Source organism: Pseudomonas sp. GL_091, from assembly GCF_057837725.1.
Genome location: NZ_CM174451.1, coordinates 4,634,036 through 4,655,764, shown reverse-complemented (window position 1 = coordinate 4,655,764; position 21,729 = coordinate 4,634,036). Strand labels below are relative to the sequence as shown.

Below are 21,729 nucleotides of genomic sequence, written 5' to 3'. Positions count from 1 at the left end.
TGTATTTTTTCATGAAATTAAAAATACAAAATTTCACGAGGCCGTATGTTTCAGCAATCCACCCGGCATGTCGCCAGTTACTACGCCCATACCTGCGCCGATCGTCTGGTCGATCGAGCCGCACTGGAAGGTGAGCAAGACACCGAAGTGTTGATCATCGGGGCCGGTTTCAGTGGATTGCACACGGCTTTGCGCCTGGCGCTGGCCGGCAAGCGCGTGACCTTGCTCGAAGCCAGCCGGGTGGCCTGGGCCGCGTCAGGGCGCAATGGCGGGCAAGCGATTCTCGGCTGGTCGTGCGACATGCCACCGCTGGAAGCGGCGCTGGGTTACGAACGGGCGCGGCGACTGTGGGACGGCATGCGCTGGGCCGCGCGCGAGCTGCGTGACTTGCCCGGCCGCCATGAGTTCGATTGCGACTACCGCACCGGCCATCTCTGGACCTCGGTGATGCCCCGGCGAGTGGGCCTGCTGACTGAATGGCAATACGAGGCCAGCCACAAGTGGGGCCACGACAAACTGCAATTTATCGAGCGCAGTGATTTGCCGCAGTGGGTTGCCAGCGAGCGTTATCAGGCCGGCCTGTTCGATCCCGAAGGCGGGCATTTGAATCCGCTGAAACTGGCCCTCGGCCTGGCGGATGCGATCGAGCGGGCCGGTGGGCGCATCCACGAGCAAAGCAAGGCGCTGAGTTATGGCGAGGAGGGCGACGGGTTTGTGGTGACTACCGAGCGCGGTCGTATTCGCGCCGACGTGCTGGTGCTGGCGTGCAACGCTTACCTCGACCGACTCGACCCGCAACTGGCCAGTTGCGTATTGCCGGTCGGGACTTATCAGGTCGCGACCGCGCCGCTCACCGAGGAGCAAGCCACCGCGCTGCTGCCGAGCAACGTGTGCGTGACCGACAACCAGTTCGTGCTCGATTATTTCCGGCGCACCCCGGATAACCGCCTGTTGTTCGGCGGCGGTTGCACTTACCTGGGCGGCATGCCCAAGGACATCGCCGCCGCGACCCGGCCGTTCCTGGAACGCGTGTTCCCGCAACTCACGGGCGTCGGGCTGGAGTTTGCCTGGGGCGGCCACATCGACCTGACCCTCAAGCGCACACCGGATATCGGACGGCGCGGCGATCTGTACTGGATGCAGGGGTATTCCGGGCATGGCGTGTTGCCGACACTGGCCGCGGCGCGGGCGGTGTCCGACGCGGTACTCGGTCAGCCCGACGAGTTGTCCCTGTACCAAGGCTTGAACAACGGCAGTTTTCCCGGCGGCAAATACCTGGCCGCGCCGCTGGAAGCCATCGGCAAGGCCTGGTATCGACTGCGCGACAGCATTTGAAGCGACACTTTCTGGAAGCCTCTAGATGGACATGCAAGAAGAAATCTCGGCGCTGGCGATCCTGATCCAGGACCTGCGCAAACACAAGAAGTACACCCTGAAGGAACTGGCGGACAAAATCGGTCGCTCCGTGGGTTTTCTGTCCCAGGTCGAGCGCGGCCTGTCGCGCCCGACCGTGGCGGACCTGACCGCCATCAGCGAAACCCTGGGGGTGCCGACCACCTATTTCTACAGCCTGCCCAAACCCATGGCCTTGTCCTGGGTCACCCGTCCCGACGAGCGCCGCACGTTGTACTACGCCGACGGCGTCACCGACATCCTCGTCTCGCCAAAAATGCGCGCGTCCTTTTCGATGCTCGAAAGCCAGCTCGAACCCGGCGCCAGCAGCGGTGACCGACACATGAAGGACAGCTCGGAGCAGGGCGGATACGTCCTGGAAGGGCAGTTGACCCTGTGGCTCGACAACAATGACCCGGTGACCCTGCATCCCGGCGACAGCTTTCAACTGGCCAGCCATGCGCACTGCCGCTACGGCAACCTGTCCGACCAACTGACCCGTGTGCTTTGGGTTTACACCTGATAACAACAAGGAACAAAACGATGGATGCTGTGTGCTCTGAACTGCTGGCCGAGGTTCGCAACTTCCGCCACACCAACCCCGAAGTGCGTTACGTCGACCTGATCTCCCTGGACATTCCGGGGCATTTCTACGGCAAGCGCTACCCGATCGAGATGCTGGAAAAAGTCGCTGCCGGCAGTGCACTGAAACTGCCGCAGAACTGCGTGCTGCTCGGCACCCAGGGCGGGCTGTTCAAGATCGGTGATTACTGCTTCAACGATGGTGACCCGGACGCGCTGCGCCGTTTGGTGCCTGGCACCTTGAAGTTGGTGAGCTGGGAAAAACAGCCCTTGGGCCAGATGTTGATCACCTCCGACGGCACGGAAAAACCTATAGAATTCGAACCTCGTGAAGTGCTGGCGCAGGTGCTGGACCGACTCAAGCGCAAGGGCATTTTCCCGGTGGTGGCCTTCGAACTGGAGTTTTACCTGTTCGACAGTCGCTTGAAGGACGGCTTGCCGCAATTTCCCCGTGATGAGCTGAGCGGCGATGCCGACGATCAGCCGAACATGCACATCGAACGCTTGTCGCGCTTCGCCCCGGTGCTCGATGAAATGGTCGAGACCGCGCGAGCCCAAGGCGTCGATGCCACGGTGATCACCGCCGAACTCGGCCCGGGCCAGTTCGAAATCAACTTCGGCCATTGCGATGACGGCCTGCGCGCCGCCGACTGGGCCGCCCTGTTCTGCCGCAGCACCCGCGGTGTGGCGCTCAAGCACAACTACCGCGCCAGCTTCATGGCCAAACCCTACCTGCAGCACCCCGGCAGCGGCATGCACGTGCATGTCAGCCTGTATGACCAGGCCGGCAACAACCTGTTGGCGGCGAACGGCCAGCGGGCGCTGCGCCATGCAGTGGCCGGTTGCCTGGATGTGTTGCCGCACTGCATGCCGATCTTTGCCCCGAACCACAATGCCATGCGCCGCTTGAGCGGCACCGTGAACGTCGCGTCCCGCGCCAGTTGGGGCTTCGAGGATCGCGATGCCTGTTTGCGTATTCCGGAGTCGGACATCAAGAACCTGCGCATCGAACATCGCCTGGCGGGCGCCGATGCCAACCCGTATCTGGCGTTGGCGGCGATTCTGGTGGGGTTGGAGCAAGGTCTGGAAGGGGAGCGCGAGCCGATTGCACCGCTCAACGAAGACCGCAGCAGTGGCATCGATTTTCCGTTGGAAATGCTCGAAGCGGTGCAGTCCATGCACAGTCATTCGGCGCTGCGCGAAGGCTTGGGGGCGGAGTTTGTGGACGTTTATTGCGAAAACAAACGTCAGGATCATCTGGCATTTCTGCATGACATCAGCGCGCGGGAATATCGCTGGTTCCTGTAGTCGCCCTTAGGAAACATGTGGATATTGAAGGGGTTAGGAGGATTAGTAACTGGATAGTGAATAAAAATATCTTGTTACAGCCGGAAATATTCCGTAATATCCGCGCCGCGTTCACCACCACGGTTTATGCATTTTTAAATCCCAGGCGTCCATCAGCTGCCTGGGATTTTTTTTGCCTGAAATTTAGTCGGCCGCTGACTCCATCATCGGCGCTCGCTTGCCGAGCTTCATCAGCCAGTAATAACTCAACGCCGGCACCAGCAACCCGACGATCCACGCCAGATCCACCCCGTCCAGCGCCGTAGCGATCGGGCCGACGTACAGCGTGGTGTTCATGAACGGAATTTCCAGGGCAATCGCCAGCAGGAAACTGCCGCAGGCAATCCGGTTAACCCGTCCGTAGATCCCGTTCAGGTCGAAGATGTCGTCAATCCGGTACTGGCCTTTGCGCAGGCAGTAGTAGTCCACCAGATTGATCGCCGTCCACGGGATCAGGAAGTAGCTCATGAAGAAGATGAAGTTGAGGAAGAAGTTGATGAAGTCGTCCTGACTGATGGTGCACAGGGCCGTGGCCACCAGGCTGATCAGCAGCATGAACACACCGCGTACTCGCGGGGTCACCTTGAGCCGGGCGAAGGGTTCGATCACGGTGATGGTCGACATGAACGCGCCGTACAGGTTGAACACGTTGATCGACACCTGGCCGTAGACGATGAAGGCGAACAGCAGCACCGCGCCAGCGCCGAACAGACCGGCGACATGCCCGCCGACGTTGCTGGAGAAATCACCGATGCCGACGCTCAGGATCGCCCCGAGAATCATCATCCACGCGCCGCCGCTGACCGTGCCGGCGTAGCTGTACCAGAACACCTGGGCGGTCGGCGTGTTGCTCGGCAGGTAGCGCGAATAGTCGGCGACGTAAGGTGCGTAGGACAGTTGCCAGGTCACGGCGATGCTCACCGCCACCAGGAACTTCGACAGCGAGAAGCCTGTCGGCAGCCATTGTTCGGCCGGGATCGGCAACTGCAAGGCGAGCACCGTGGCGGCGACGAACACCACCAGTGACAGAATCGACAGCAGCTTCTGCAAGCGGTGAATCAACCGATAGCCATAGAGCGCGACGACGAAGCACAACGCGCCGATCAGGTAGATATTGCCGGACATCGGCAGCGGGCTGACGGACTCCAGCGCCTGGGCCGCGAGCAAGGTGTTGCTGACGAAGAAACCCAGGTAGATCAGCATCACGAACAGCAGCGGCAACACCGCCCCCAACACGCCGAATTGCGCCCGGCTCTGGATCATTTGCGGAATGCCCAGTTTCGGTCCCTGGGCCGAGTGGGAGGCCATGAAAATCGCCCCCAGCAACGAGCCGATGATGATTGCCAGCGCACTCCAGAACAGGTTGAGCCCCATCACCACCGGCAACACGCCGGAGGCGATGGTGGTGATGTTCATGTTGGCGCCGAACCAGATATAGAACAGCGAACCTGGCTTGCCGTGGCGTTCGGTCTCGGGGATGAAATCGATGCTTCTTTTTTCAACTTGCATGGCGATCACTCCTGAGTCCGGACGAGGTGGGATTGCAGGCGGGCGATGGTGCTTTGCAGCTCATGGGGCTGGTGGGCAAACAGGTCCGGCTGCTCGGGGATCAGGCTGATGTAATCGCGGTGTTGCAGGGCGTGCTGGCACTCGGTGGTGGTGAGGATTTCCAGCGCGTAGACCCAGTTGGCCATGATCAGCAGGGCCGAGTAATGCCCGGCCTCGGTGGTCGTGGTGCAGGCATCGCTGACCAGGCGCACGCGATAGCCCAGGGCGAAGGCATCGAACACGCTGGTCAGCACGCAGACGTCAGTCAGTACGCCGCAGACGATCAGTGTGTCGACCTCCATTGCCTTGAGTCGGGCATCGAGGTCGGTGCGGTGAAAGGCACTGTAACGGCCCTTGTCGATGATCAATTCACCGGGCTGCGGCGTCAGCGATTCGATGATTTCCACTTGCCGGGTGCCGGCGCGGTAACTGCCGGGGCCACCGTCGGCGGCCAGGGGTTCGCCGCGGGGCAGGTCACTGCCGTCGGCCTGATTGACGTGGCGGGTATAGATGACAGGCATCCGCCGATGGCGGGCGATATCGAGCAGGGCGGCGGTATGGGCGACAACCCTGTCGAGGTTTTCCAGGACGAAGCCGTCCTCCTGCTGCATGTCGATGATCAACAGCGCGTTGTTATTGTTCATTGGGCAAACCTGATCAAAGGCGAAACACGATGCACCGTACGCGCCATGCAATGGCGAGACGCGGGGTGCGTGATTGGCTGTTCGGGTGGGCTCAGTGAACTGTTTGCCAGAAGCCGTTCTGCTTGGCCGAAACGCTGGCGCGCAGGCGCTTGAAATGCAGGTGCGAAGCGGTCCATTCACCGCGCAGGTAGGCCCGCGCGGCGCCGGAGGGAAGTGCGAGTGATGGGAGGCGACCAGTAATCATTGGAATCGACCCTTGTGGGAGCGAGCCTGCTCGCGAAAAACTTCTGGACAACGCGGTCATTCAGATGGCGCGCGTTATCGTTGGCGTCCATCGCGAGCGAACTCGCTCCTACCGGAACGCTGGCACCACGTGCTTGATGAACAGCTCCAGGGATTTTTTCTTCTCCGCATGGGGCAGGCTGTTATCGCACCAGAAGCTGAATTCGTCGACCCCCAGTTCCTGGTAGTACTTGATGCGCGGAATGATTTCTTCCGGGGTGCCGATCATGGCGGTCTTGTGCAGGCTTTCCAGTTCGAACTCAGGGCGACCGGCGAATTTCTCTTCCGGGCTCGGCGCGAGGAAGCCGTTGACCGGGGTGGCCTTGTTGCCGAACCAGGCATCGAAGGTGCGGTAGAACTTCGAGATCGCCTTGGCCCCGACTTCCCAGCCCTGCGGATCGTCGGCGGTGTGCACGTGGGTGTGACGCAGCACCATCAGTTGCGGGCGCGGTACGCCCGGGTTGTTGTCCAGCGCTGCCTGGAATTTGTTCTTAAGGTCGAGGACTTCCTCGTCGCCTTTCATCAGCGGCGTGACCATGACGTTGCAGCCGTTGGCCACGGCGAAGTTGTGCGAGTCGGGGTCGCGGGCAGCGATCCACATCGGCGGGTTCGGCTGCTGGATCGGCTTGGGCACGCTGGTGGAGGTCGGGAATTTCCAGATGTCGCCGTCATGGGCGTAGTCGCCGTTCCACAATGCCCGCACCACCGGGACCATTTCCCGCAACGCCTGGCCGCCGGAGGACGCCGGCATGCCGCCGGCCATGCGGTCGAACTCGATCTGGTAGGCACCACGGGCCAGACCGACTTCCATGCGTCCGTTGCTGATCACGTCGAGCAACGCGCATTCACCGGCCACCCGCAGCGGATGCCAGAACGGCGCGATGATGGTGCCGGCGCCCAGGTGAATGGTGGTGGTCTTGCCCGCCAGATAAGCCAGCAGCGGCATCGGGCTTGGCGAGATGGTGTACTCCATGGAGTGGTGTTCGCCGATCCACACGGTGCTGAAACCACCGGCCTCGGCCATCAGCGTCAGTTCGGTCAGGTCTTCGAACAACTGGCGGTGGCTGACGCTTTCGTCCCAACGTTCCATGTGTACGAACAGGGAAAACTTCATGACGCTTACCTCGGATCTTTTGTTGTTGGCCTGTCGACTGCGGGCCTGCTGGTTGTTGGTATACCATAATACTAAATTGTAGAAAAATATATTCTGACGAACAGTCCGGATCTCAGTCAGTAAAAGGTAGATCAAGCGCCGACTAACCTGTGGCGAGGGAGCTTGTCGGATCGCCGCACCGTCCCGTCAGGTCGCGAAGCGGCCTCAATAGGGGACTGCTTCGCAGTCCAGCGGGAGCAAGCTCCCTCGCCACAGGTTTTATGTCTGTCATTTGATCGGTTCAGGCCAGAACGGGCAGGGCGCCCATCTTGCCGTGGCAATACACCAGTGGCCCGCTGGTCTGCCGGGGCACGATCAGGTTTTTCACCGCGCCGACCATGATGGCGTGGTCACCGCCTTCATATTCGCGCCACAGTTCACATTCGATGACCGCCGTGGCGTTGGCCAGAATCGGGTTGCCCAGTTCGCTCAACGTCCACTCGATCCCCTGGGCCTTGTCCTTGCCCTTGCGCGCGAAGGCATAGGCTTCGTTTTGCTGGCCGCCGGACAGCACGTGGATGGCGAAGCGTTTGTTCTTGATCAGGACCGGGTATGAATCGGAGCTGTAGTTGGGGCAGAACAGCACCAGGGCCGGGTCCATCGACAGCGAGCTGAAGGCGCTGGCGGTCAGGCCGACGATTTGCCCGTCGTCATCCAGGGTGGTGATCACGGTCACTCCGGACGGGAACGAACCCATGACTTGTTTGTAGATGGCGGCATCGATCATTGGACGGTCCTCGGGTGGTGTGACGCGTTTTTATGTGTTTGTAGGTCTGATGGTATACCGTAATACATCGTTTGCAAGGTCTTTTTAGGTGAACCGATAAACGTACGGCCTTCGTCGGGAACCCAATGATTACAGGGCTTTCAGCTAGCCAGCGCTGGCGTGAATCGGGCAGGATGCCGGCTCAGATGCTTGTTCAACGACCTGATCAGTCTTGTTTAAAGTTTGGAATACCATAATATGGTCGTCATCTGAGGGGCGGCCAGAGAGTCCCCCCGGTTTGGCTTCATACAAAGATAAGAACAGACAAACTCGAGTTCATGCACATGTCCCAGATGTCCCGGCAAGATCCGTTGATCGAGAACCACACGGTCGACTACGTTCCACTCGCAGAGCGCCACGGGAAGGCCCGCGATCTCTTCACCCTGTGGTTCAGCACCAACATTGCGCCACTGCCCATCGTCACCGGCGCCATGGTGGTCCAGGTGTTCCACCTCAACCTGTTCTGGGGTTTGCTGGCGATTGCCCTCGGGCACATGGTCGGCGGCGTGGTGATTGCGCTGGCGTCGGCCCAGGGGCCGTGCATGGGCATCCCGCAGATGGTGCAGAGCCGTGGTCAGTTCGGCCGCTATGGCGCGCTGCTGATCGTGTTCTTCGCGGCGTTGATCTACATCGGTTTCTTCATTTCCAACATCGTGCTGGCAGGCAAATCGATAGTCGGCATTGCGCCGTCGGTTCCGGTGCCGGCCAGCATCCTCATCGGTGCCCTCAGCGCCACCGCCATCGGCGTGATTGGCTACCGTTTCATCCACACCCTGAACCGCATCGGCACCTGGGTGATGGGCAGTGCCTTGCTCGCCGGTTTCCTCTATATCTTCGCCCATGATCTGCCGGCGGACTTCTTCACCCGCGGCGGGTTCAACCTGTCCGGCTGGCTGGCCACAGTGTCGCTGGGCATCATCTGGCAGATCAGCTTCTCGCCGTACGTGTCGGACTACTCGCGCTACCTGCCGGCGGATATCGGCATCTCCCGGCCATTCTTCGCCACCTATCTGGGGGCGACCCTGGGCACGATCCTGTCGTTCACCTTCGGTGCCGTGGCGGTACTGGCAACCCCGGAAGGCACGGAGGCGATGGCGGCGGTCAAGCAGTCCACCGGTTGGCTGGGGCCGATCCTGATGGTGTTGTTCCTGCTCAACATCATCAGCCACAACGCCTTGAATCTGTATGGCGCGGTGCTGTCGATCATCACCTCGATCCAGACCTTCGCCAGCCAGTGGACGCCCAGCATCAAGGTGCGGGTGGTGTTGTCGAGCATCGTGCTGGCGGGTTGCTGCGTGGTGGCGCTGGGTGCCTCGGCGAATTTCATTTCGCAGTTCATCGGCCTGATTCTGGCGCTGTTGCTGGTGCTGGTGCCGTGGGCCTCGATCAACCTGATCGACTTCTACCTGATCAAGCGCGGCCGCTACGACATAGCCTCGATTTTCCGCGCTGACGGCGGTATCTACGGTCGCTTCAACCTGCACGCGATCATTGCCTACTTCATCGGCATCATCGTGCAGCTACCGTTCGCCAATACTTCACTGTACGTCGGACCGTACGCCAATCTGGTGGACGGCGCAGACCTGTCGTGGCTGGTGGGACTGGTGGTGACGTGCCCGTTGTATTACTGCCTCGCTACGCGGAGCCAGGCGCAGGAAAGCCGTTCGGTGAAGTTCGGCTACACCGACTGATCTAATGGAATGCTGCACTTTGTAGGAGCGAGCCCTGCTCGCGAAAGACTCAAGTGCGGCGCGTTTAACCGGTAAGCACGCGTTATCGTTGACGTCCATCGCGAGCAGGGCTCGCTCCTACATAAGCGTCAGCACATCGACCACTCAGGCATCCTTGAACGCATTCAGGCCGCGTTGTACCGCCGGCCTGGCTTCGACCGAGTCGAACCAGTGCGAAAGTTGCGGAAGCTCTTTCCATTCCAGTCGATCACGGAACGCTGTGACGATGGTGAACGCCGAAATGTCGGCCATGGAGAACTGCTCTCCGGCCATGTAGCCGGCAGTCAGAAAACTTTCCGCGTAAGTCAGTTGCTCGATCACCCGCAGATCGATGATCGCCGCCGCCTTGTCCTGCCCCGCCTGGTGCAGAAAAAAGGCGGCATGGCTGGGGGCGATGACATCGGTCACGAAAAAGAAATAGCGGTCGATCACCCGGATGCGCGCAGGTCCCGGCTGCGCTGGTGCCAGCCGTCCAGGCGCCTGGGCATCGGCGTACTGGATGATGGCGTTGGACTGGTTGATGACCAGCGTCGGCGTTGTCCCGTGATCGATCAGGGTCGGGACTTTTCCGGCCGGGTTCAGCGCCAGGAAGGCCGGGCCACGGTGTTCCTGCGCATACAGGTCGAGCCGGCGTGCGGTGTAGGCGATGCCCGACTCTTCCAGGGCAATCGCTGCCCGCAGGCTGTTGCCGGTGTTCGCGCCGTACAGTTCGATTTGATCGTTCATGGCTCATTGCTCTTGTTGGGACATGCAAGCAGTCACCGAACACTGCCGATGATGTCAGTATGATGAAAATCCGCCGCACCGATATGCAAAAACAGTGATCGTCCATACCCCGGCGCGACAAGGCTTATCCCTCCACGAAAACTACTTACACCTCGTTTGATAATAGCCTCTCGAAATGTTTTAAGAGTTTCACAAACCAGTCAGTCAACCCTCACCTCGAACGTCCGATGCTCATGTCACTCATCGAGCGCGCCTGTTTTCGCGCTCGTGTTGAGCGCTGTTGCGTGGGCGGCAATCGGGTTCTGTCTGGCGGTGAAACCTTCAAATAACGATAAGAAACACCCAGGAGCACCCTATGTTCAAACGAGCCATTCCTACCGCAGTCCTGCTGGCCACCAGCTCGATGGGCGCACAGGCTGCCGATACCGCCGGCCATGGATTTCTGGAAGACAGCAAGGCCAGCCTCTCGATGCGCACCTTGTACTTCAACAGCGATAATCGCGATGGCAGCGCTGCCCCTTCGAAAACCGAAGAGGCGGCCCAGGGTTTCGTGTTGCGCTATGAGTCCGGGTTTACGCAGGGTGCGCTGGGGTTCGGGCTCGATGCCCAGGCGTTGCTTGGCATCACACTGGACAGCGGAGCGGGGCGCCACGTCGGTAGCGGCATGATCCCGACTGACGGCGACGGCGCTGCCGACGCCTGGAGCAGCTTCGGCCCTACGGCGAAGATGCGCCTGGCCAGGACTGAATTTCGCTACGGCACCTTGCTGCCGAAATTGCCGATTCTCCTGGCGAACGATGCCCGTGTGTTGCCGCAATCGTTTACCGGCGCGCAGGTTACCTCGAACGACATCGATGGCCTGACGTTGACCGGCGGTGTGCTGGAGCACGCGGTAGGGCGCGCCTCGACGGACCGCACAGGCCTGTCGGTCGCCGGCAGCACGCAGGACAGCAACAAGTTCTACTACGCCGGCGGAGACTACAACCTCACCAGGAACCTGAAGACCCAGTATTACTTCGCGCAGCTGGAAGACTTCTACAACCAGAACTTCCTTGGCCTGACGCACATCCTGTCCATCGACAGCGCAAGCTCACTGACCACCGACCTGCGCTACTTCCGCACCACGTCGAGCGGTGCCAACAGCTCTGCCTCCGGCCGCGCGCAAGGCTATCGGGTGTCGGGTTACACCGACGACAACGACGGTGAAATCGACAACAGCACCTGGGCTGCGATGGTCACCTACACCCATGGCGGGCACGCGGTGTCGGTGGGGCATCAACGGGTGGGCGACGGCAGCAACTTCGTCCAGCCCAACCAGGGCAGCCTGGTGGACAAAGGGGCGGGCGGCGGCAGTGTCTACCTGCCCACCGACAAGATGATCCAGAACTTTGCCCGGGCCGGCGAGCAGACCAATTTCGGCCAATACACCTACGACTTCGCGCCCTTGGGCGTGCCGGGCCTGAAAGCCTCGATCGTGTATCTGAAGGGCACTGACATCAAGGCGAAAAACGCCAGTGACCAGTCCGAGTGGGAGCGCGACATGACCCTGGACTACGTGTTGCAGTCGGGCACGTTCAAGGGGGTGGGGTTCACACTGCGTAACGCCAAGTCCAATACCGATGCCGGGCGCAATGTGGATCAGAACCGGTTCATCATCAATTACACCTTGTCGTTGTTGTAATCACACACAACCCCTGTGGGAGCGGGCCTGCTCGCGAAGGCGGTGTGTCTGGTCACATCGATATTGAATGTGCCGGCCTCATCGCGGGCAAGTCCGCTCCCACAGGGTTCGTGGCTATCCGCAAAATCCGTGAGCAACCAACACGACTGTGGGAGCAACTGTCTTCACTGTGCCACTCGTCACCGCCATTCGGTGCCATCGCGCAACATGGCATTCAGCCTAATCAGTAAGACCCGCATGCAGGCAAGAGCGCGACTATCGCGCTCTTGCCTCGCTCCCGAAGAGCGTCATAGCGTGCGTTGAAGTCTGGCTGTTTGGACTAACCCTCGGTGAAAGGCCTCGTGCCGCTGATCAATGCGGACACCTATTTTGGCCATTTCGGTCTCCTTTTGGCCTGCCTCACGCTGTGAACCGGCGACGCCGTCAGCAAGAATCAGACGCGGGTGGCTGAGTCGGCCACCCGCGCTGAAACCACAACCAGACGCCTCACTTCCTTGCCCTTGGCTATTTTCAAGGCCGCTGCCGTGTACAGAACATAAAAACCATCGAACTCACGCCACACTTGGGGAAACGATCCATGGACTCAATGAAACGCATACTGGGCGCCACCGTTTGCGGACTGTCGCTGCTGGCCAGCGCGGTGCACGCCGAACAGGGCGAATTGCGGGTGTACAACTGGGCGGACTACATCCTGCCGTCCGTGCCCAAGGATTTCGCGAAGGACACCGGGATCAAGGTGACCTGGGACACCTTCGACACCAACGAGTCCCTGGAAGCCAAGCTGCTCACCGGCAACTCGGGTTACGACCTGGTGGTGCCCTCGAACCAGTTCATCGAAACCCAGATCAAGGCGGGGGTGTTCCAGAAACTCGACAAGTCCAAACTGCCGAACTGGTCGCACCAGGACCCGGCCTTGCTCAAGCTGCTGGACAAGAACGACCCGGGCAACCAGTACGGCGTGCCCTACATGTATGGCACCGTGCTGATCGGCTTCAACCCGGCCAAGGTCAAGGCGGCGCTGGGCGAGAATGCGCCGGTGGACAGCTGGGACCTGGTGTTCAAGCCCGAGAACATGGAGAAGCTCAAGGCCTGTGGCGTCGCCATGCTCGACTCGCCTTCGGAGATCCTGCCGCTGGCCCTGCATTACCTGGGGCTGGACCCGAACAGCCAGAACCCCGATGACTACGAAAAAGCCAAGGCGCTGATGCTCAAGGTTCGCCCCTACGTCACCTACTTCAACTCCGCCAAGTACATGACCGACATCGCCAACGGCGATATCTGCGTGGCCATCGGTTACTCCGGCAGCTTCTATCAATTCGGTAATCGCGCCAAAGAGGCGGGCAACGGCGTGGTCGTCGACTGGCGCCTGCCGAAAGAAGGCGCGCCGATCTGGTTCGACACCTTCGCCATCCCGAAAAGCGCGAAGAACGTTGCCGAGGCCCACGAATTCCTCAACAACCTGCTGGACCCGAAAGTCATCGCGCCGATCAGCGACTTCCTCGGTTACCCGAATGCCAACAAGGACTCGCTGGCGCTGATCGACAAAGACATCACCGGCAACCCGAACCTGACACCGACCAGCGAGGCATTGAAGACGCTGTACGTCGTGCAGCCATTGCCACAAAAGCTTGAGCGGGTGCGTACGCGGGTCTGGACCAGCATCAAGTCGGATCAGTAACACCGGGATATTTATGTGAAATCCCTGTAGGAGCGAGCTTGCTCCGGGCGGCGTTCCGACGATGGTCGTTAACGATAACGCGTGTTTACTGGCTAAACGCGGCGCTCTTAAGTCCATCGTCGGAACGCCGCCCGGAGCAAGCTCGCTCCTACAGGTCGTCCTGTGTCGAATTTATCGAAAGAACTCCCCCGGTGTTTCGCCGAACTGCTGGCGGAAGGCAGCGATAAACGCTGACGTCGAGTCGTAGCCACAGGCCAACGCAACGTCGGTCACGCGCTCGCCCTGTTCCAGTGGCGTCAGGGCGCCAAGCAAACGCAAGCGCTGGCGCCAGGCGCGAAAGGTCAGGCCGGTGTCGCGCAGGAACAAGCGACTGAGGGTTTTCTCGGTGACGCCGAATTGCTCGCTCCAGTGGCTGAGCGTGGTCTGTTGCTCCGGGTGCGACTCCAGGCTTTGAGCGATTTGCCGCAATCGGCTGTCCTGGGGCAGGGGCAGCATCAAATCGATCTGTGGCGCCTGCGCCAATTGATCCAGAATCACCTGGGCCAACCGACCGTGCGGACCGTCCTGATCGTATTCCACCGGTATCTGACTGAAGGCACGGATCAACTCGCGCAACAAATCGCTGACCCCCAACACATGACAGCCCGGCGGCGCCCACGTCGAGACACTGCAATCGATGTACAGGCTGCGCATTTCCGTGCGCGGCGAACTGAACACCCGGTGCGGCATGCCCGCCGGAATCCACACTGCACGCTCCGGCGGGGCGACGAAGCGGCCGACGCCGGTCTGTATTTCGAGCACGCCCGCAATCGCATAGGAAAGCTGCACCCACGGGTGGCTGTGGCGCCGGGTCAGGGCGCGATTGGGCAGCGATTCGGTACGGCCATAGAGCGGTCGTGGCAGGCTGGACAGCCCGGGAATACTGCGTCGAACACTCTTGTCATGTCCTTTAGGCGGCATCAGCTGGCTCATCGGCGTTAGTCGGTAATTCCCAGTCACGTTAGAGTCGCTTTCACGTACTGGCAACCCCCGGATGATCAACCCCATGACTCGCCCCCGTCTGTTACCTGACAACTTCACCCTGACCCTGATCGGCGTGGTGACGCTCGCCAGCCTGCTGCCCGCCAGCGGCCAGGTCGCGGTCGGTTTTGGCTGGCTGACCAACATCGCCATCGCGCTGCTGTTTTTCCTGCATGGCGCCAAGCTGTCCCGCGAATCGATCATCGCCGGTGCCGGGCATTGGCGCCTGCATTTGCTGGTGTTCAGCCTGACCTTCGTGCTGTTTCCGATGCTCGGCCTGGCGCTCAAGCCGCTGCTGTCGCCGCTGATTGGCAATGACCTGTACATGGGTATGCTTTACCTGTGCGCGCTGCCTGCCACGGTGCAATCGGCGATTGCCTTTACTTCGCTGGCGAGGGGCAACATCCCGGCGGCGATTTGCAGCGCGGCGGCATCCAGCCTGTTCGGGATTTTTCTCACGCCGTTGCTGGTGACCCTGCTGTTGAACGTGCACGGCGAAGGCTCCTCGACCCTCGACGCCATCCTCAAGATCAGCGTGCAGTTGCTGCTGCCGTTCATTGCCGGGCAAATCGCGCGGCGCTGGATCGGCAATTGGGTGGCGCGCAACAAGAGCTGGTTGAAGTTCGTCGATCAGGGCTCGATTCTGCTGGTGGTCTACGGCGCGTTCAGCGAGGCGGTGATCGAAGGCCTCTGGCACCAGATTCCGTTGCTGGATCTGGTTGGGCTGGTGGTGGCGTGCTGCGTGGTCCTGGCGTTGGTGTTGGTGGCCTCGACCGTACTGGGCAAGGCATTCGGTTTCAACCAGGAAGACCGCATCACCATTCTCTTCTGCGGCTCGAAGAAAAGCCTGGCGACCGGCGTGCCGATGGCGCAGGTGCTGTTTGCCGGTAGCACCATTGGCTTGCTGATCTTGCCATTGATGCTGTTCCACCAGATTCAACTGATGGTCTGTGCGATGCTGGCGCAGCGTTATGCCAATCGACCGGAATCGATTCCGGAACTGATGGCCCAGGTTGATCCCTGATTTGCCAGCCATGGCGGCTCGAGTGAGCCGCCACGGTTTTACCGGTCAGCGCTTGTCAGCGACCAATGGCGGGGTGCGCGGCGGGATCATGCGTTTGTTCCCGGTCGACTCGAATGCCGACGCCAGGTGCAGCAGCGACGAGTCGTCATAGGCGCGCCCGGCAAACGTCAGGCCGACCGGCATGCCGATGTCCGGCATCACGCCCATCGGCACGGTCACCGTTGGCACGCCCAGGTGGCGGATGGCGAGGTTGCCGTTGGCGACCCACACGCCGTTGCTCCAGGCGATATCCGCCGATTGCGGATCGACATCGGCGTTCGCAGGGCCCACGTCGGCAACCGTCGGGAACAGCACCGCGTCGAGCCCCAGGCGATCCATCCAGTCTTCCAGATCGATCTTGCGGGTCTTTTCCAGTCCGCGCAGGCCATCGGGCATCGTGCTGATCTGGTCCCACGGGGTGATGCCACGCTCGGCCATGCGCACGTATTCGTCCATGCCGGCAACCAGGTCGCCCTCGCGGTTGGGCAGGGTGCCCGGGTCGTGAGGGAAGATCTGCGGGCCATCGACATCGACCAGACGATTCAGTTTTGGATCGCCGTTGGCTTGCAGGAAATCATCGAAGGCCCAGGCCGTCAGGTCCCACAATTCGTGGTGCAGGAACTCCTTGGAGACGATGCCGCGATTGAACACGGTCGGCGCGCCAGGACGATCGCCCTCGCAATTGGAGACCAGCGGGAAGTCCACTTCGAGCACTTCGGCGCCCGCGGCTTCGAGGGCCTTGCGCGCCTGTTCCCAGAGCCCGATCACCGAAGGACGGGTGTTGATGCGCTGGCCGGTCGGGCCACCGATGCCCGGCGCTTCGGAAGTGCCCGCTTCAGGGTCGGCGTTGATGTACATGCGTGGAATGCCAAACTTCTTGCCTTTGAGCGCCTCGCTGTTGGCGGCCAGCGCCGCGTAGGATTTGGGGCGCACCAAGGACGAACTCGGAATCGGCACCCAGGGTTGCAGGCGCCACAGGTCGCCACGGGTGTCCGGGTCATCGGCCACTACCACGTCGAGCACTTCCAGTAGGTCAGCCATGGTCCGGGCGAACGGCACGACCACGTCCATGGTCGGCGTCAACGGCCAGTTGCCGCGCACCGAGATCACCCCGCGCGAAGGGGTGTAGGCGCACAAGCCATTGTTCGAGGCCGGGCCACGACCGCTCGACCAGGTTTCTTCCGCCAGGCCGAAGGCCGCGAAACTCGCTGCAGTGGCAGTACCCGCGCCGTTCGACGAGCCGGAGGCGAACGGGGCGGTGAGGTAGTCAGCGTTGTACGGGCTCTCGGCGCGGCCGTAGACGCCGCGCTGCATCCCGCCGTTGGCCATTGGCGGCATGTTGGTCTTGCCCAGGCAGATTGCCCCGGCGGCGCGCAGGCGTTCGATGGTGAACGCATCGCGATAGGCGACCAGGTCCTTGAAGGCCGGGCTGCCGGAAGCGGCGGTGAGACCCTTGACCAGATAGCTGTCCTTGGCGGTGTAAGGGATACCGTCCAGCGCTCCCAGCGTCTGGCCCTTGGCGCGACGGGCGTCGGACGCCTGCGCTTCGGCGAGCGCCTCGGGGTTGCGCACCACGACCGCGTTCAGGGCGGTAGGGGTTTCGGGGCCGTCATAGGCGTCGATCCGCGCGAGATAAGCCTGGACCAGTTCAACCGAGGTGGTCTGGCCGGATTCGAGCGCGGCGCGCAGCTCGGCAATGGAAACTTCGGTAACTTCGATCATGCTGCCACCGCCGCTTGCAGGTGGAGGGTCCCAAACACTTCACTTTTCTCGAAATGGACTTTCATATCGTTATTCTCGTTGCACTGTGTGGCACGACAGGGTCGGGTGTTAAAAATACTGAGCACTATTTAGCATTAAACCGGGATTTTAGGAATCCGTTGTCCAATTTATCTTACAGGCGACAGAAAAAAGGCCACCACAACCCGACGTTGTGGTGGCCCGAGGGTGACTCATTATAGTGGCCTGCGCGCGCAGGCCAATGGATCAGTGAGCGCCGGCAGCCTTGTTCAGGTCGCTTTCGGCCCATTCGGTGTACACACAGGCATCGGCGGTGGCCCAGCGCACTCGCACCGGGTCACCGGCCTTGAGCGGCATGCCGGCGGCGGACAGTGCCTTGACCGTCATCGAGGTGCCACCAGCAGTGACCACGCTGCAGGTCTGGCTTTCGCCGAGAAACAACACTTCCACGACCTTGGCCGAGACTTCGTTCCAGCCGGCGGCCAGCGGTTCGGCAAGGGCTTGTTCATTGCTCAGGGCCAGGGCTTTTTCCGGACGCACCATCAACAGCACGCCTTGATCGGTTTGCAGGCCGGCGGTGAGTCGGATCGACAGCGGCTGCCCTTCGAAGGTCGCCACCGCATTGCCCCGGGCTTTGAGCTTGAGGAAGTTCGAGTTGCCGAGGAACGAGGCGACAAAGGCATTCGGCGGGTTCTGGTACAGGTCATAGCCGCTGCCCAGGCCGACGATCTTGCCGTGGCTGAAGATCGCGATGCGCTGGGACAAACGCATGGCTTCTTCCTGATCGTGGGTCACGTAGACAATGGTGATGCCCAGGCGCCGATGCAGCTGACGCAGTTCATCCTGCAAGTCTTCGCGCAGTTTTTTGTCCAGGGCACCGAGGGGTTCGTCCATCAGCAGGATGCGCGGCTCATAGACCAGCGCCCGGGCAATGGCGACCCGTTGCTGCTGGCCACCGGAGAGTTGCGAAGGGCGGCGATGGGCAAATTGCTCAAGCTGCACCAGTTTGAGCATCGCATCGACCCGGCGCTCGCGTTCGGCGGCGGCCAGTTTGCGGATGGCCAACGGGAACGCGATGTTGTCGCGCACGGACAGGTGCGGGAACAGCGAGTAGCGCTGGAACACCATGCCGATGTCGCGTTTGTGCGGCGGCACGTTCACCAGCGACTGGCCGTTGACCAGGATCTCGCCGCTGCTCGGGGTTTCGAAGCCGGCGAGCATTGACAGCGTGGTGCTTTTGCCCGAGCCGCTGGAGCCGAGGAAGGTGAGGAATTCGCCGTCCTTGATGTCCAGCGAGATGTTGTCCACGGCGGCGAAGTCGCCGTAGTGCTTGTTCAGGTTACGCAGGCTGACCAGGGGTTTGTCATTTTGCTGCGCGGAATCTTTGATCACTGCACTCATGTCGTACTCCTGGCGCTCAAGCGCTGATTTCGTTGCGCCGGCGCAGAGCGGCGGCGATCACCATGACCAATACCGAGAGGCCGATCAGCAGCGTCGAAGCGACGGCGATCACGGGCGTCAGGTCCTGGCGCAGGGTGGTCCACATTTTCACGGGAAGGGTTTGCAGGGTCGGGCTGGCCATCATCACGCTCAGCACCACTTCATCCCACGAGACGAGGAAGGCGAAGAGGGCGCCGGCCACCATGCCCGGACGGATCGCCGGGAAGGTCACCTTGAACACCGCTTGCAGGCGCGAGGCGCCGCAGATCACCGCCGCATCCTCGATCGACTGGTCGAACAGCTTCAGCGAATTGATGATCGAGATGATGGTGAACGGCAACGCGACGATGACGTGGCTAACCACGAAGGCGAACATGGTCCCGGTGTAGCCGAGTTTGAGGAACAGCGCGTACACCGCCACGGCGATGATCACCAGCGGCACGATCATCGGCAGGGTGAACAGGCCGTAGAGCATTTCCCGGCCGGGGAAGCGGCCACGCACCAGGGCGAACGCGGTGGGCAGGCCCAAAGCGACGGCGAAGAACGTTGTCAGCACCGCGACCTTGAGGCTGGCCATGGCGGCGTTCATCCAGTCGGCATTGGAGAAGAACTGGCCGTACCATTTCAGCGTCCAGCCCGGTGGCGGGAACACCAGCCATTGCGACGATCCGAACGACAGCAGCACGATGAACACAATCGGCAGCAGCAGGAACAGACCGATCAGCCCGGTGGTGGCATACAGGCCGAAGCGCATGCGCCGGCTCATGGCATTGGGGGTCAGGAGCATGACGGATTACCTCGCGTTGCTGGCGCCAACCGGGGATTCCGGCTGAAGCTTCAGGTAGAAGTAGAACAGCACCAGCGTGATCACGATCAGCAACGCAGCGCCGGCGCTGGCCAGGCCCCAGTTGAGGAACGATTGCACCTGCTGAATGATGAACTCGGGCAGCATCATGTTCTGCGCACCGCCCAGCAACGCCGGGGTCACGTAGTAACCGAGGGACATCACGAACACCATCAGGCCGCCGGAGAACAGCCCCGGCCGGCACAGTGGCAGGAACACCCGGAAGAAGTTGGTCCAGGGGCTGGCGCCGCAGATCGAACCGGCCTGCAGGATCATCGGGTCGATGGCCTGCATGGTCGCCTGCAACGGCAGCACGATGAACGGGATCATGATGTAGCTCATGCCGATCACCACGCCGGTGAGGTTGTGCACCATCTCCAGCGGCTGATCGATGATGCCCATGGCCATCAACGCCTTGTTGATCACTCCGGAGGCCTGCAGCAACACCAGCCAGGAGTAGGTGCGGGCGAGCAGGCTGGTCCACATCGACAGCAGCACGATGTTCAGGATCCAGCGACCCCAGCCACGGGGCACCAGGGTGATCGCCCAGGCCAACGGGAAGCCCAGCAACAGGCTGAACAGCGTCACCAGGCCGGCCACCGAGAAGGTGTTGAGCAACACCCGGGCATAGGCCGAGTTGGCGAACAGTTGTTCGTAGTTGCCAAGGCCCGGCACTGGTTCCAGCACGCCGCGCAGCAGCAGGCCAATCAACGGCGCCAGAAAGAACAGGCCGAGAAACAGCAGGGCGGGCACCAGGTTGCTCGCGCCACGCCAGCGCTGCGCCAGGGAAGGGGATTGCGTCATCACAGCTGCCTTGGCGGGCGCCGAACCGGCAGCGCCAGTGGCGCTCCCGGTGGCAGTGGATGGACGAGACGCGGTTGCCGTCATTTTCATTTGACCAGCCATTCGTTCCACCGTGTCGCGATGGCCGGACCGTTCTTGGCCCAGTACGCGAAATCAAGAGTGATCTGATCCTTTGCGTAAGCGGTCGGCAGGTTAGGGGCCAGTACCGAGTCCAGGCGCTGCACGCTGTCGACGTTGACCGGGGCGTAGGCGGTCAGGTTGGAGAAGTCCGCCTGGCCCTTGGCGCTGCTGGCATTGGCCAGGAACTTCATCGCCGCATCCTTGTTTTTCGAACCCTTGGGAATGACCAGGATGTCGGCCATGACCAGGTTCTGCTTCCAGCTTACGCCGACCGGGGCGCCGTCTTCTTGCAGGGCATGAATCCGGCCGTTCCAGAACTGGCCCATGCTCGCTTCACCGGAGGCCAGCAGCTGCTGCGACTGCGCGCCGCCGCCCCACCAGACGATGTCTTTCTTGATGGTGTCGAGTTTCTTGAACGCGCGGTCCAGGTCCAGCGGGTAGAGCTTGTCCGCCGCTACACCGTCGGCCAGCAGCGCCAGTTCCAGCACGCCAGGGCTTGGCCATTTGTAGAGGGCGCGTTTGCCGGGGTAGGTCTTGGTGTCGAACAGTGCGGACCAGTCTTGAGGCTTGTTGGCGCCGAGCTTGCCTTCGTTGTAGCCGAGGACGAAGGAGAAGAAGAACGAGCCGACGCCGTGATCGCTGACGAAGCGCGGGTCGATCTTGTCGCGTTCAATGACTTTGAAATCGAGGGGTTCGAGCAAGCCTTCGGCGGCGGCGCGCAGGGCGAAGTCGGCTTCGACGTCGACCACGTCCCACTGCACGTTACCGCTCTCGACCATGGCCTTGAGTTTGCCGTAGTCGGTCGGACCATCCTGCACCACGGTGATGCCGCTGGCCTTGCTGAACGGGTCGGCCCAGGCCTGCTTCTGCGCATCCTGGGTGCTGCCGCCCCAACTCACGAAGTTGACGCTTTCAGCCGCCATCAGTGCCTGGCTGGTCACGCTCAGCAGTCCCGCAAAAAGAACCGCGGTCGCACGTTTGTTCAACACCATTTTCACGCCCTCATTGTTGTGTTTGTGAGCGGGGCTTTCGAGTGCCCGCCTATCGGGAGCAGCAGGTCCGTCGAGTCAGTGCTGACTGTCCGGTCTATGGAATATCATATTATGGTATTCCAAACTTTGTGCAAGCACTTTGCCGTACCGGCTATCAGCCGAAACACGTTGTTCAGG

General features: G+C 61.3%; 19 protein-coding genes and 1 pseudogene. 7 read left to right on the top strand and 13 right to left on the bottom strand.

Going from position 1 to position 21,729, the window contains the following annotated elements; all coding sequences use genetic code 11:
* Window positions 1-45 precede the first annotated feature (45 nt).
* Genes AC3ITY_RS21115 through AC3ITY_RS21105 form a run of 3 tightly spaced genes read left to right on the top strand, consistent with a single transcriptional unit; the run spans window position 46 to window position 3,282 of the window.
* Entirely contained in the window at window positions 46-1,335 is a 1,290-nt protein-coding gene (locus AC3ITY_RS21115; protein WP_489304709.1) for an NAD(P)/FAD-dependent oxidoreductase, read from the top strand.
* A gap of 25 nt (window positions 1,336-1,360) precedes the next feature.
* Window positions 1,361-1,915, top strand: coding sequence for a helix-turn-helix domain-containing protein (locus tag AC3ITY_RS21110; protein WP_489304708.1), 555 nt, complete (start codon window positions 1,361-1,363; stop codon window positions 1,913-1,915).
* Between the two features lie 20 nt (window positions 1,916-1,935).
* Window positions 1,936-3,282: a glutamine synthetase family protein gene (locus AC3ITY_RS21105; RefSeq protein WP_489304707.1), complete on the top strand. Its 1,347-nt coding sequence runs from the start codon at window positions 1,936-1,938 to the stop codon at window positions 3,280-3,282.
* Between the two features lie 183 nt (window positions 3,283-3,465).
* On the opposite strand, the gene AC3ITY_RS21100 is transcribed toward AC3ITY_RS21105, so the two are convergent.
* From AC3ITY_RS21100 to AC3ITY_RS21080, 5 genes are all read right to left on the bottom strand, one after another.
* Window positions 3,466-4,830, bottom strand: coding sequence for a purine-cytosine permease family protein (locus AC3ITY_RS21100; protein ID WP_489304706.1), 1,365 nt, complete (start codon window positions 4,828-4,830; stop codon window positions 3,466-3,468).
* 5 nt (window positions 4,831-4,835) lie between these two features.
* Window positions 4,836-5,513 carry a cysteine hydrolase family protein gene (locus AC3ITY_RS21095; protein WP_489304704.1) on the bottom strand — a complete coding sequence of 226 codons (678 nt, stop codon included), beginning with the start codon at window positions 5,511-5,513 and terminating at the stop codon, window positions 4,836-4,838.
* Between the two features lie 91 nt (window positions 5,514-5,604).
* Entirely contained in the window at window positions 5,605-5,757 is a 153-nt protein-coding gene (locus AC3ITY_RS21090) for a hypothetical protein (protein WP_223444509.1), read from the bottom strand.
* Between the two features lie 108 nt (window positions 5,758-5,865).
* The gene (locus AC3ITY_RS21085) at window positions 5,866-6,909 is read right to left on the bottom strand and encodes an LLM class flavin-dependent oxidoreductase (RefSeq protein ID WP_489304703.1); all 1,044 of its coding nucleotides are present in this window, start codon (window positions 6,907-6,909) and stop codon (window positions 5,866-5,868) included.
* Window positions 6,910-7,189: 280 nt separating this feature from the next.
* Complete coding sequence (locus AC3ITY_RS21080) at window positions 7,190-7,675, bottom strand: flavin reductase family protein (RefSeq protein WP_223533798.1); 486 nt, start codon at window positions 7,673-7,675, stop codon at window positions 7,190-7,192.
* A gap of 323 nt (window positions 7,676-7,998) precedes the next feature.
* Here AC3ITY_RS21080 and AC3ITY_RS21075 point away from each other — a divergent pair, with 323 nt between their 5' ends.
* Window positions 7,999-9,405 (top strand): purine-cytosine permease family protein, encoded by a 1,407-nt coding sequence (locus tag AC3ITY_RS21075; protein ID WP_489304700.1) that lies wholly within the window; start codon window positions 7,999-8,001, stop codon window positions 9,403-9,405.
* 144 nt (window positions 9,406-9,549) lie between these two features.
* Here AC3ITY_RS21075 and AC3ITY_RS21070 read toward each other — a convergent pair whose 3' ends face one another.
* A complete protein-coding gene (locus AC3ITY_RS21070; protein WP_489304699.1) occupies window positions 9,550-10,170 on the bottom strand; it encodes a glutathione S-transferase family protein in 621 nt (206 codons plus the stop codon).
* A 355-nt stretch (window positions 10,171-10,525) separates the two neighbouring features.
* Here AC3ITY_RS21070 and AC3ITY_RS21065 point away from each other — a divergent pair, with 355 nt between their 5' ends.
* Window positions 10,526-11,851: an OprD family porin gene (locus AC3ITY_RS21065; RefSeq protein ID WP_489304698.1), complete on the top strand. Its 1,326-nt coding sequence runs from the start codon at window positions 10,526-10,528 to the stop codon at window positions 11,849-11,851.
* A gap of 179 nt (window positions 11,852-12,030) precedes the next feature.
* Here AC3ITY_RS21065 and AC3ITY_RS21060 read toward each other — a convergent pair.
* A pseudogene (locus tag AC3ITY_RS21060) lies at window positions 12,031-12,161 on the bottom strand (IS110 family transposase); the annotation flags it as partial.
* Between the two features lie 267 nt (window positions 12,162-12,428).
* On the opposite strand from AC3ITY_RS21060, the gene AC3ITY_RS21055 reads away from it, so the two are divergent.
* Complete coding sequence (locus tag AC3ITY_RS21055; protein ID WP_223460836.1) at window positions 12,429-13,529, top strand: polyamine ABC transporter substrate-binding protein; 1,101 nt, start codon at window positions 12,429-12,431, stop codon at window positions 13,527-13,529.
* 171 nt (window positions 13,530-13,700) lie between these two features.
* Here the strand turns inward: AC3ITY_RS21055 and AC3ITY_RS21050 are convergent, their stop codons facing one another.
* Complete coding sequence (locus AC3ITY_RS21050; RefSeq protein ID WP_489304696.1) at window positions 13,701-14,489, bottom strand: AraC family transcriptional regulator; 789 nt, start codon at window positions 14,487-14,489, stop codon at window positions 13,701-13,703.
* A gap of 85 nt (window positions 14,490-14,574) precedes the next feature.
* Between AC3ITY_RS21050 and AC3ITY_RS21045 the strand changes: the two genes are divergently transcribed.
* On the top strand, window positions 14,575-15,573 hold the full coding sequence (locus AC3ITY_RS21045; protein ID WP_489304694.1) for a bile acid:sodium symporter family protein: 999 nt from the start codon (window positions 14,575-14,577) through the stop codon (window positions 15,571-15,573).
* Between the two features lie 45 nt (window positions 15,574-15,618).
* On the opposite strand, the gene AC3ITY_RS21040 is transcribed toward AC3ITY_RS21045, so the two are convergent.
* The 5 genes from AC3ITY_RS21040 to AC3ITY_RS21020 all read right to left on the bottom strand — a co-directional run bounded on the left by AC3ITY_RS21040 (window position 15,619) and on the right by AC3ITY_RS21020 (window position 21,552).
* Window positions 15,619-17,334: an amidase gene (locus tag AC3ITY_RS21040; RefSeq protein ID WP_223460841.1), complete on the bottom strand. Its 1,716-nt coding sequence runs from the start codon at window positions 17,332-17,334 to the stop codon at window positions 15,619-15,621.
* A gap of 264 nt (window positions 17,335-17,598) precedes the next feature.
* On the bottom strand, window positions 17,599-18,753 hold the full coding sequence (locus AC3ITY_RS21035; protein ID WP_489304692.1) for an ABC transporter ATP-binding protein: 1,155 nt from the start codon (window positions 18,751-18,753) through the stop codon (window positions 17,599-17,601).
* Window positions 18,754-18,769: 16 nt separating this feature from the next.
* Window positions 18,770-19,579, bottom strand: a complete 810-nt coding sequence (locus AC3ITY_RS21030; RefSeq protein ID WP_007976227.1) for an ABC transporter permease — start codon at window positions 19,577-19,579, stop codon at window positions 18,770-18,772.
* A gap of 6 nt (window positions 19,580-19,585) precedes the next feature.
* Window positions 19,586-20,530, bottom strand: coding sequence for an ABC transporter permease (locus tag AC3ITY_RS21025; protein ID WP_056723593.1), 945 nt, complete (start codon window positions 20,528-20,530; stop codon window positions 19,586-19,588).
* Window positions 20,527-21,552, bottom strand: a complete 1,026-nt coding sequence (locus AC3ITY_RS21020) for an ABC transporter substrate-binding protein (protein ID WP_489304690.1) — start codon at window positions 21,550-21,552, stop codon at window positions 20,527-20,529. The genes AC3ITY_RS21025 and AC3ITY_RS21020 overlap by 4 nt, the downstream gene beginning before the upstream one ends.
* Window positions 21,553-21,729 lie beyond the last annotated feature (177 nt).

Coding starts and splice junctions, on each gene's coding strand:
- AC3ITY_RS21100 (WP_489304706.1), bottom strand. CDS start 4,830: ATGCAAGTTGAAAAAAGAAGCATCGATTTCATCCCCGAGACCGAACGC.
- AC3ITY_RS21050 (WP_489304696.1), bottom strand. CDS start 14,489: ATGCCGCCTAAAGGACATGACAAGAGTGTTCGACGCAGTATTCCCGGG.
- AC3ITY_RS21080 (WP_223533798.1), bottom strand. CDS start 7,675: ATGATCGATGCCGCCATCTACAAACAAGTCATGGGTTCGTTCCCGTCC.
- AC3ITY_RS21055 (WP_223460836.1), top strand. CDS start 12,429: ATGGACTCAATGAAACGCATACTGGGCGCCACCGTTTGCGGACTGTCG.
- AC3ITY_RS21085 (WP_489304703.1), bottom strand. CDS start 6,909: ATGAAGTTTTCCCTGTTCGTACACATGGAACGTTGGGACGAAAGCGTC.
- AC3ITY_RS21045 (WP_489304694.1), top strand. CDS start 14,575: ATGACTCGCCCCCGTCTGTTACCTGACAACTTCACCCTGACCCTGATC.
- AC3ITY_RS21030 (WP_007976227.1), bottom strand. CDS start 19,579: ATGCTCCTGACCCCCAATGCCATGAGCCGGCGCATGCGCTTCGGCCTG.
- AC3ITY_RS21090 (WP_223444509.1), bottom strand. CDS start 5,757: ATGATTACTGGTCGCCTCCCATCACTCGCACTTCCCTCCGGCGCCGCG.
- AC3ITY_RS21105 (WP_489304707.1), top strand. CDS start 1,936: ATGGATGCTGTGTGCTCTGAACTGCTGGCCGAGGTTCGCAACTTCCGC.
- AC3ITY_RS21035 (WP_489304692.1), bottom strand. CDS start 18,753: ATGAGTGCAGTGATCAAAGATTCCGCGCAGCAAAATGACAAACCCCTG.
- AC3ITY_RS21040 (WP_223460841.1), bottom strand. CDS start 17,334: ATGATCGAAGTTACCGAAGTTTCCATTGCCGAGCTGCGCGCCGCGCTC.
- AC3ITY_RS21025 (WP_056723593.1), bottom strand. CDS start 20,530: ATGAAAATGACGGCAACCGCGTCTCGTCCATCCACTGCCACCGGGAGC.
- AC3ITY_RS21110 (WP_489304708.1), top strand. CDS start 1,361: ATGGACATGCAAGAAGAAATCTCGGCGCTGGCGATCCTGATCCAGGAC.
- AC3ITY_RS21070 (WP_489304699.1), bottom strand. CDS start 10,170: ATGAACGATCAAATCGAACTGTACGGCGCGAACACCGGCAACAGCCTG.
- AC3ITY_RS21065 (WP_489304698.1), top strand. CDS start 10,526: ATGTTCAAACGAGCCATTCCTACCGCAGTCCTGCTGGCCACCAGCTCG.
- AC3ITY_RS21095 (WP_489304704.1), bottom strand. CDS start 5,513: ATGAACAATAACAACGCGCTGTTGATCATCGACATGCAGCAGGAGGAC.
- AC3ITY_RS21075 (WP_489304700.1), top strand. CDS start 7,999: ATGTCCCAGATGTCCCGGCAAGATCCGTTGATCGAGAACCACACGGTC.
- AC3ITY_RS21020 (WP_489304690.1), bottom strand. CDS start 21,552: ATGGTGTTGAACAAACGTGCGACCGCGGTTCTTTTTGCGGGACTGCTG.
- AC3ITY_RS21115 (WP_489304709.1), top strand. CDS start 46: ATGTTTCAGCAATCCACCCGGCATGTCGCCAGTTACTACGCCCATACC.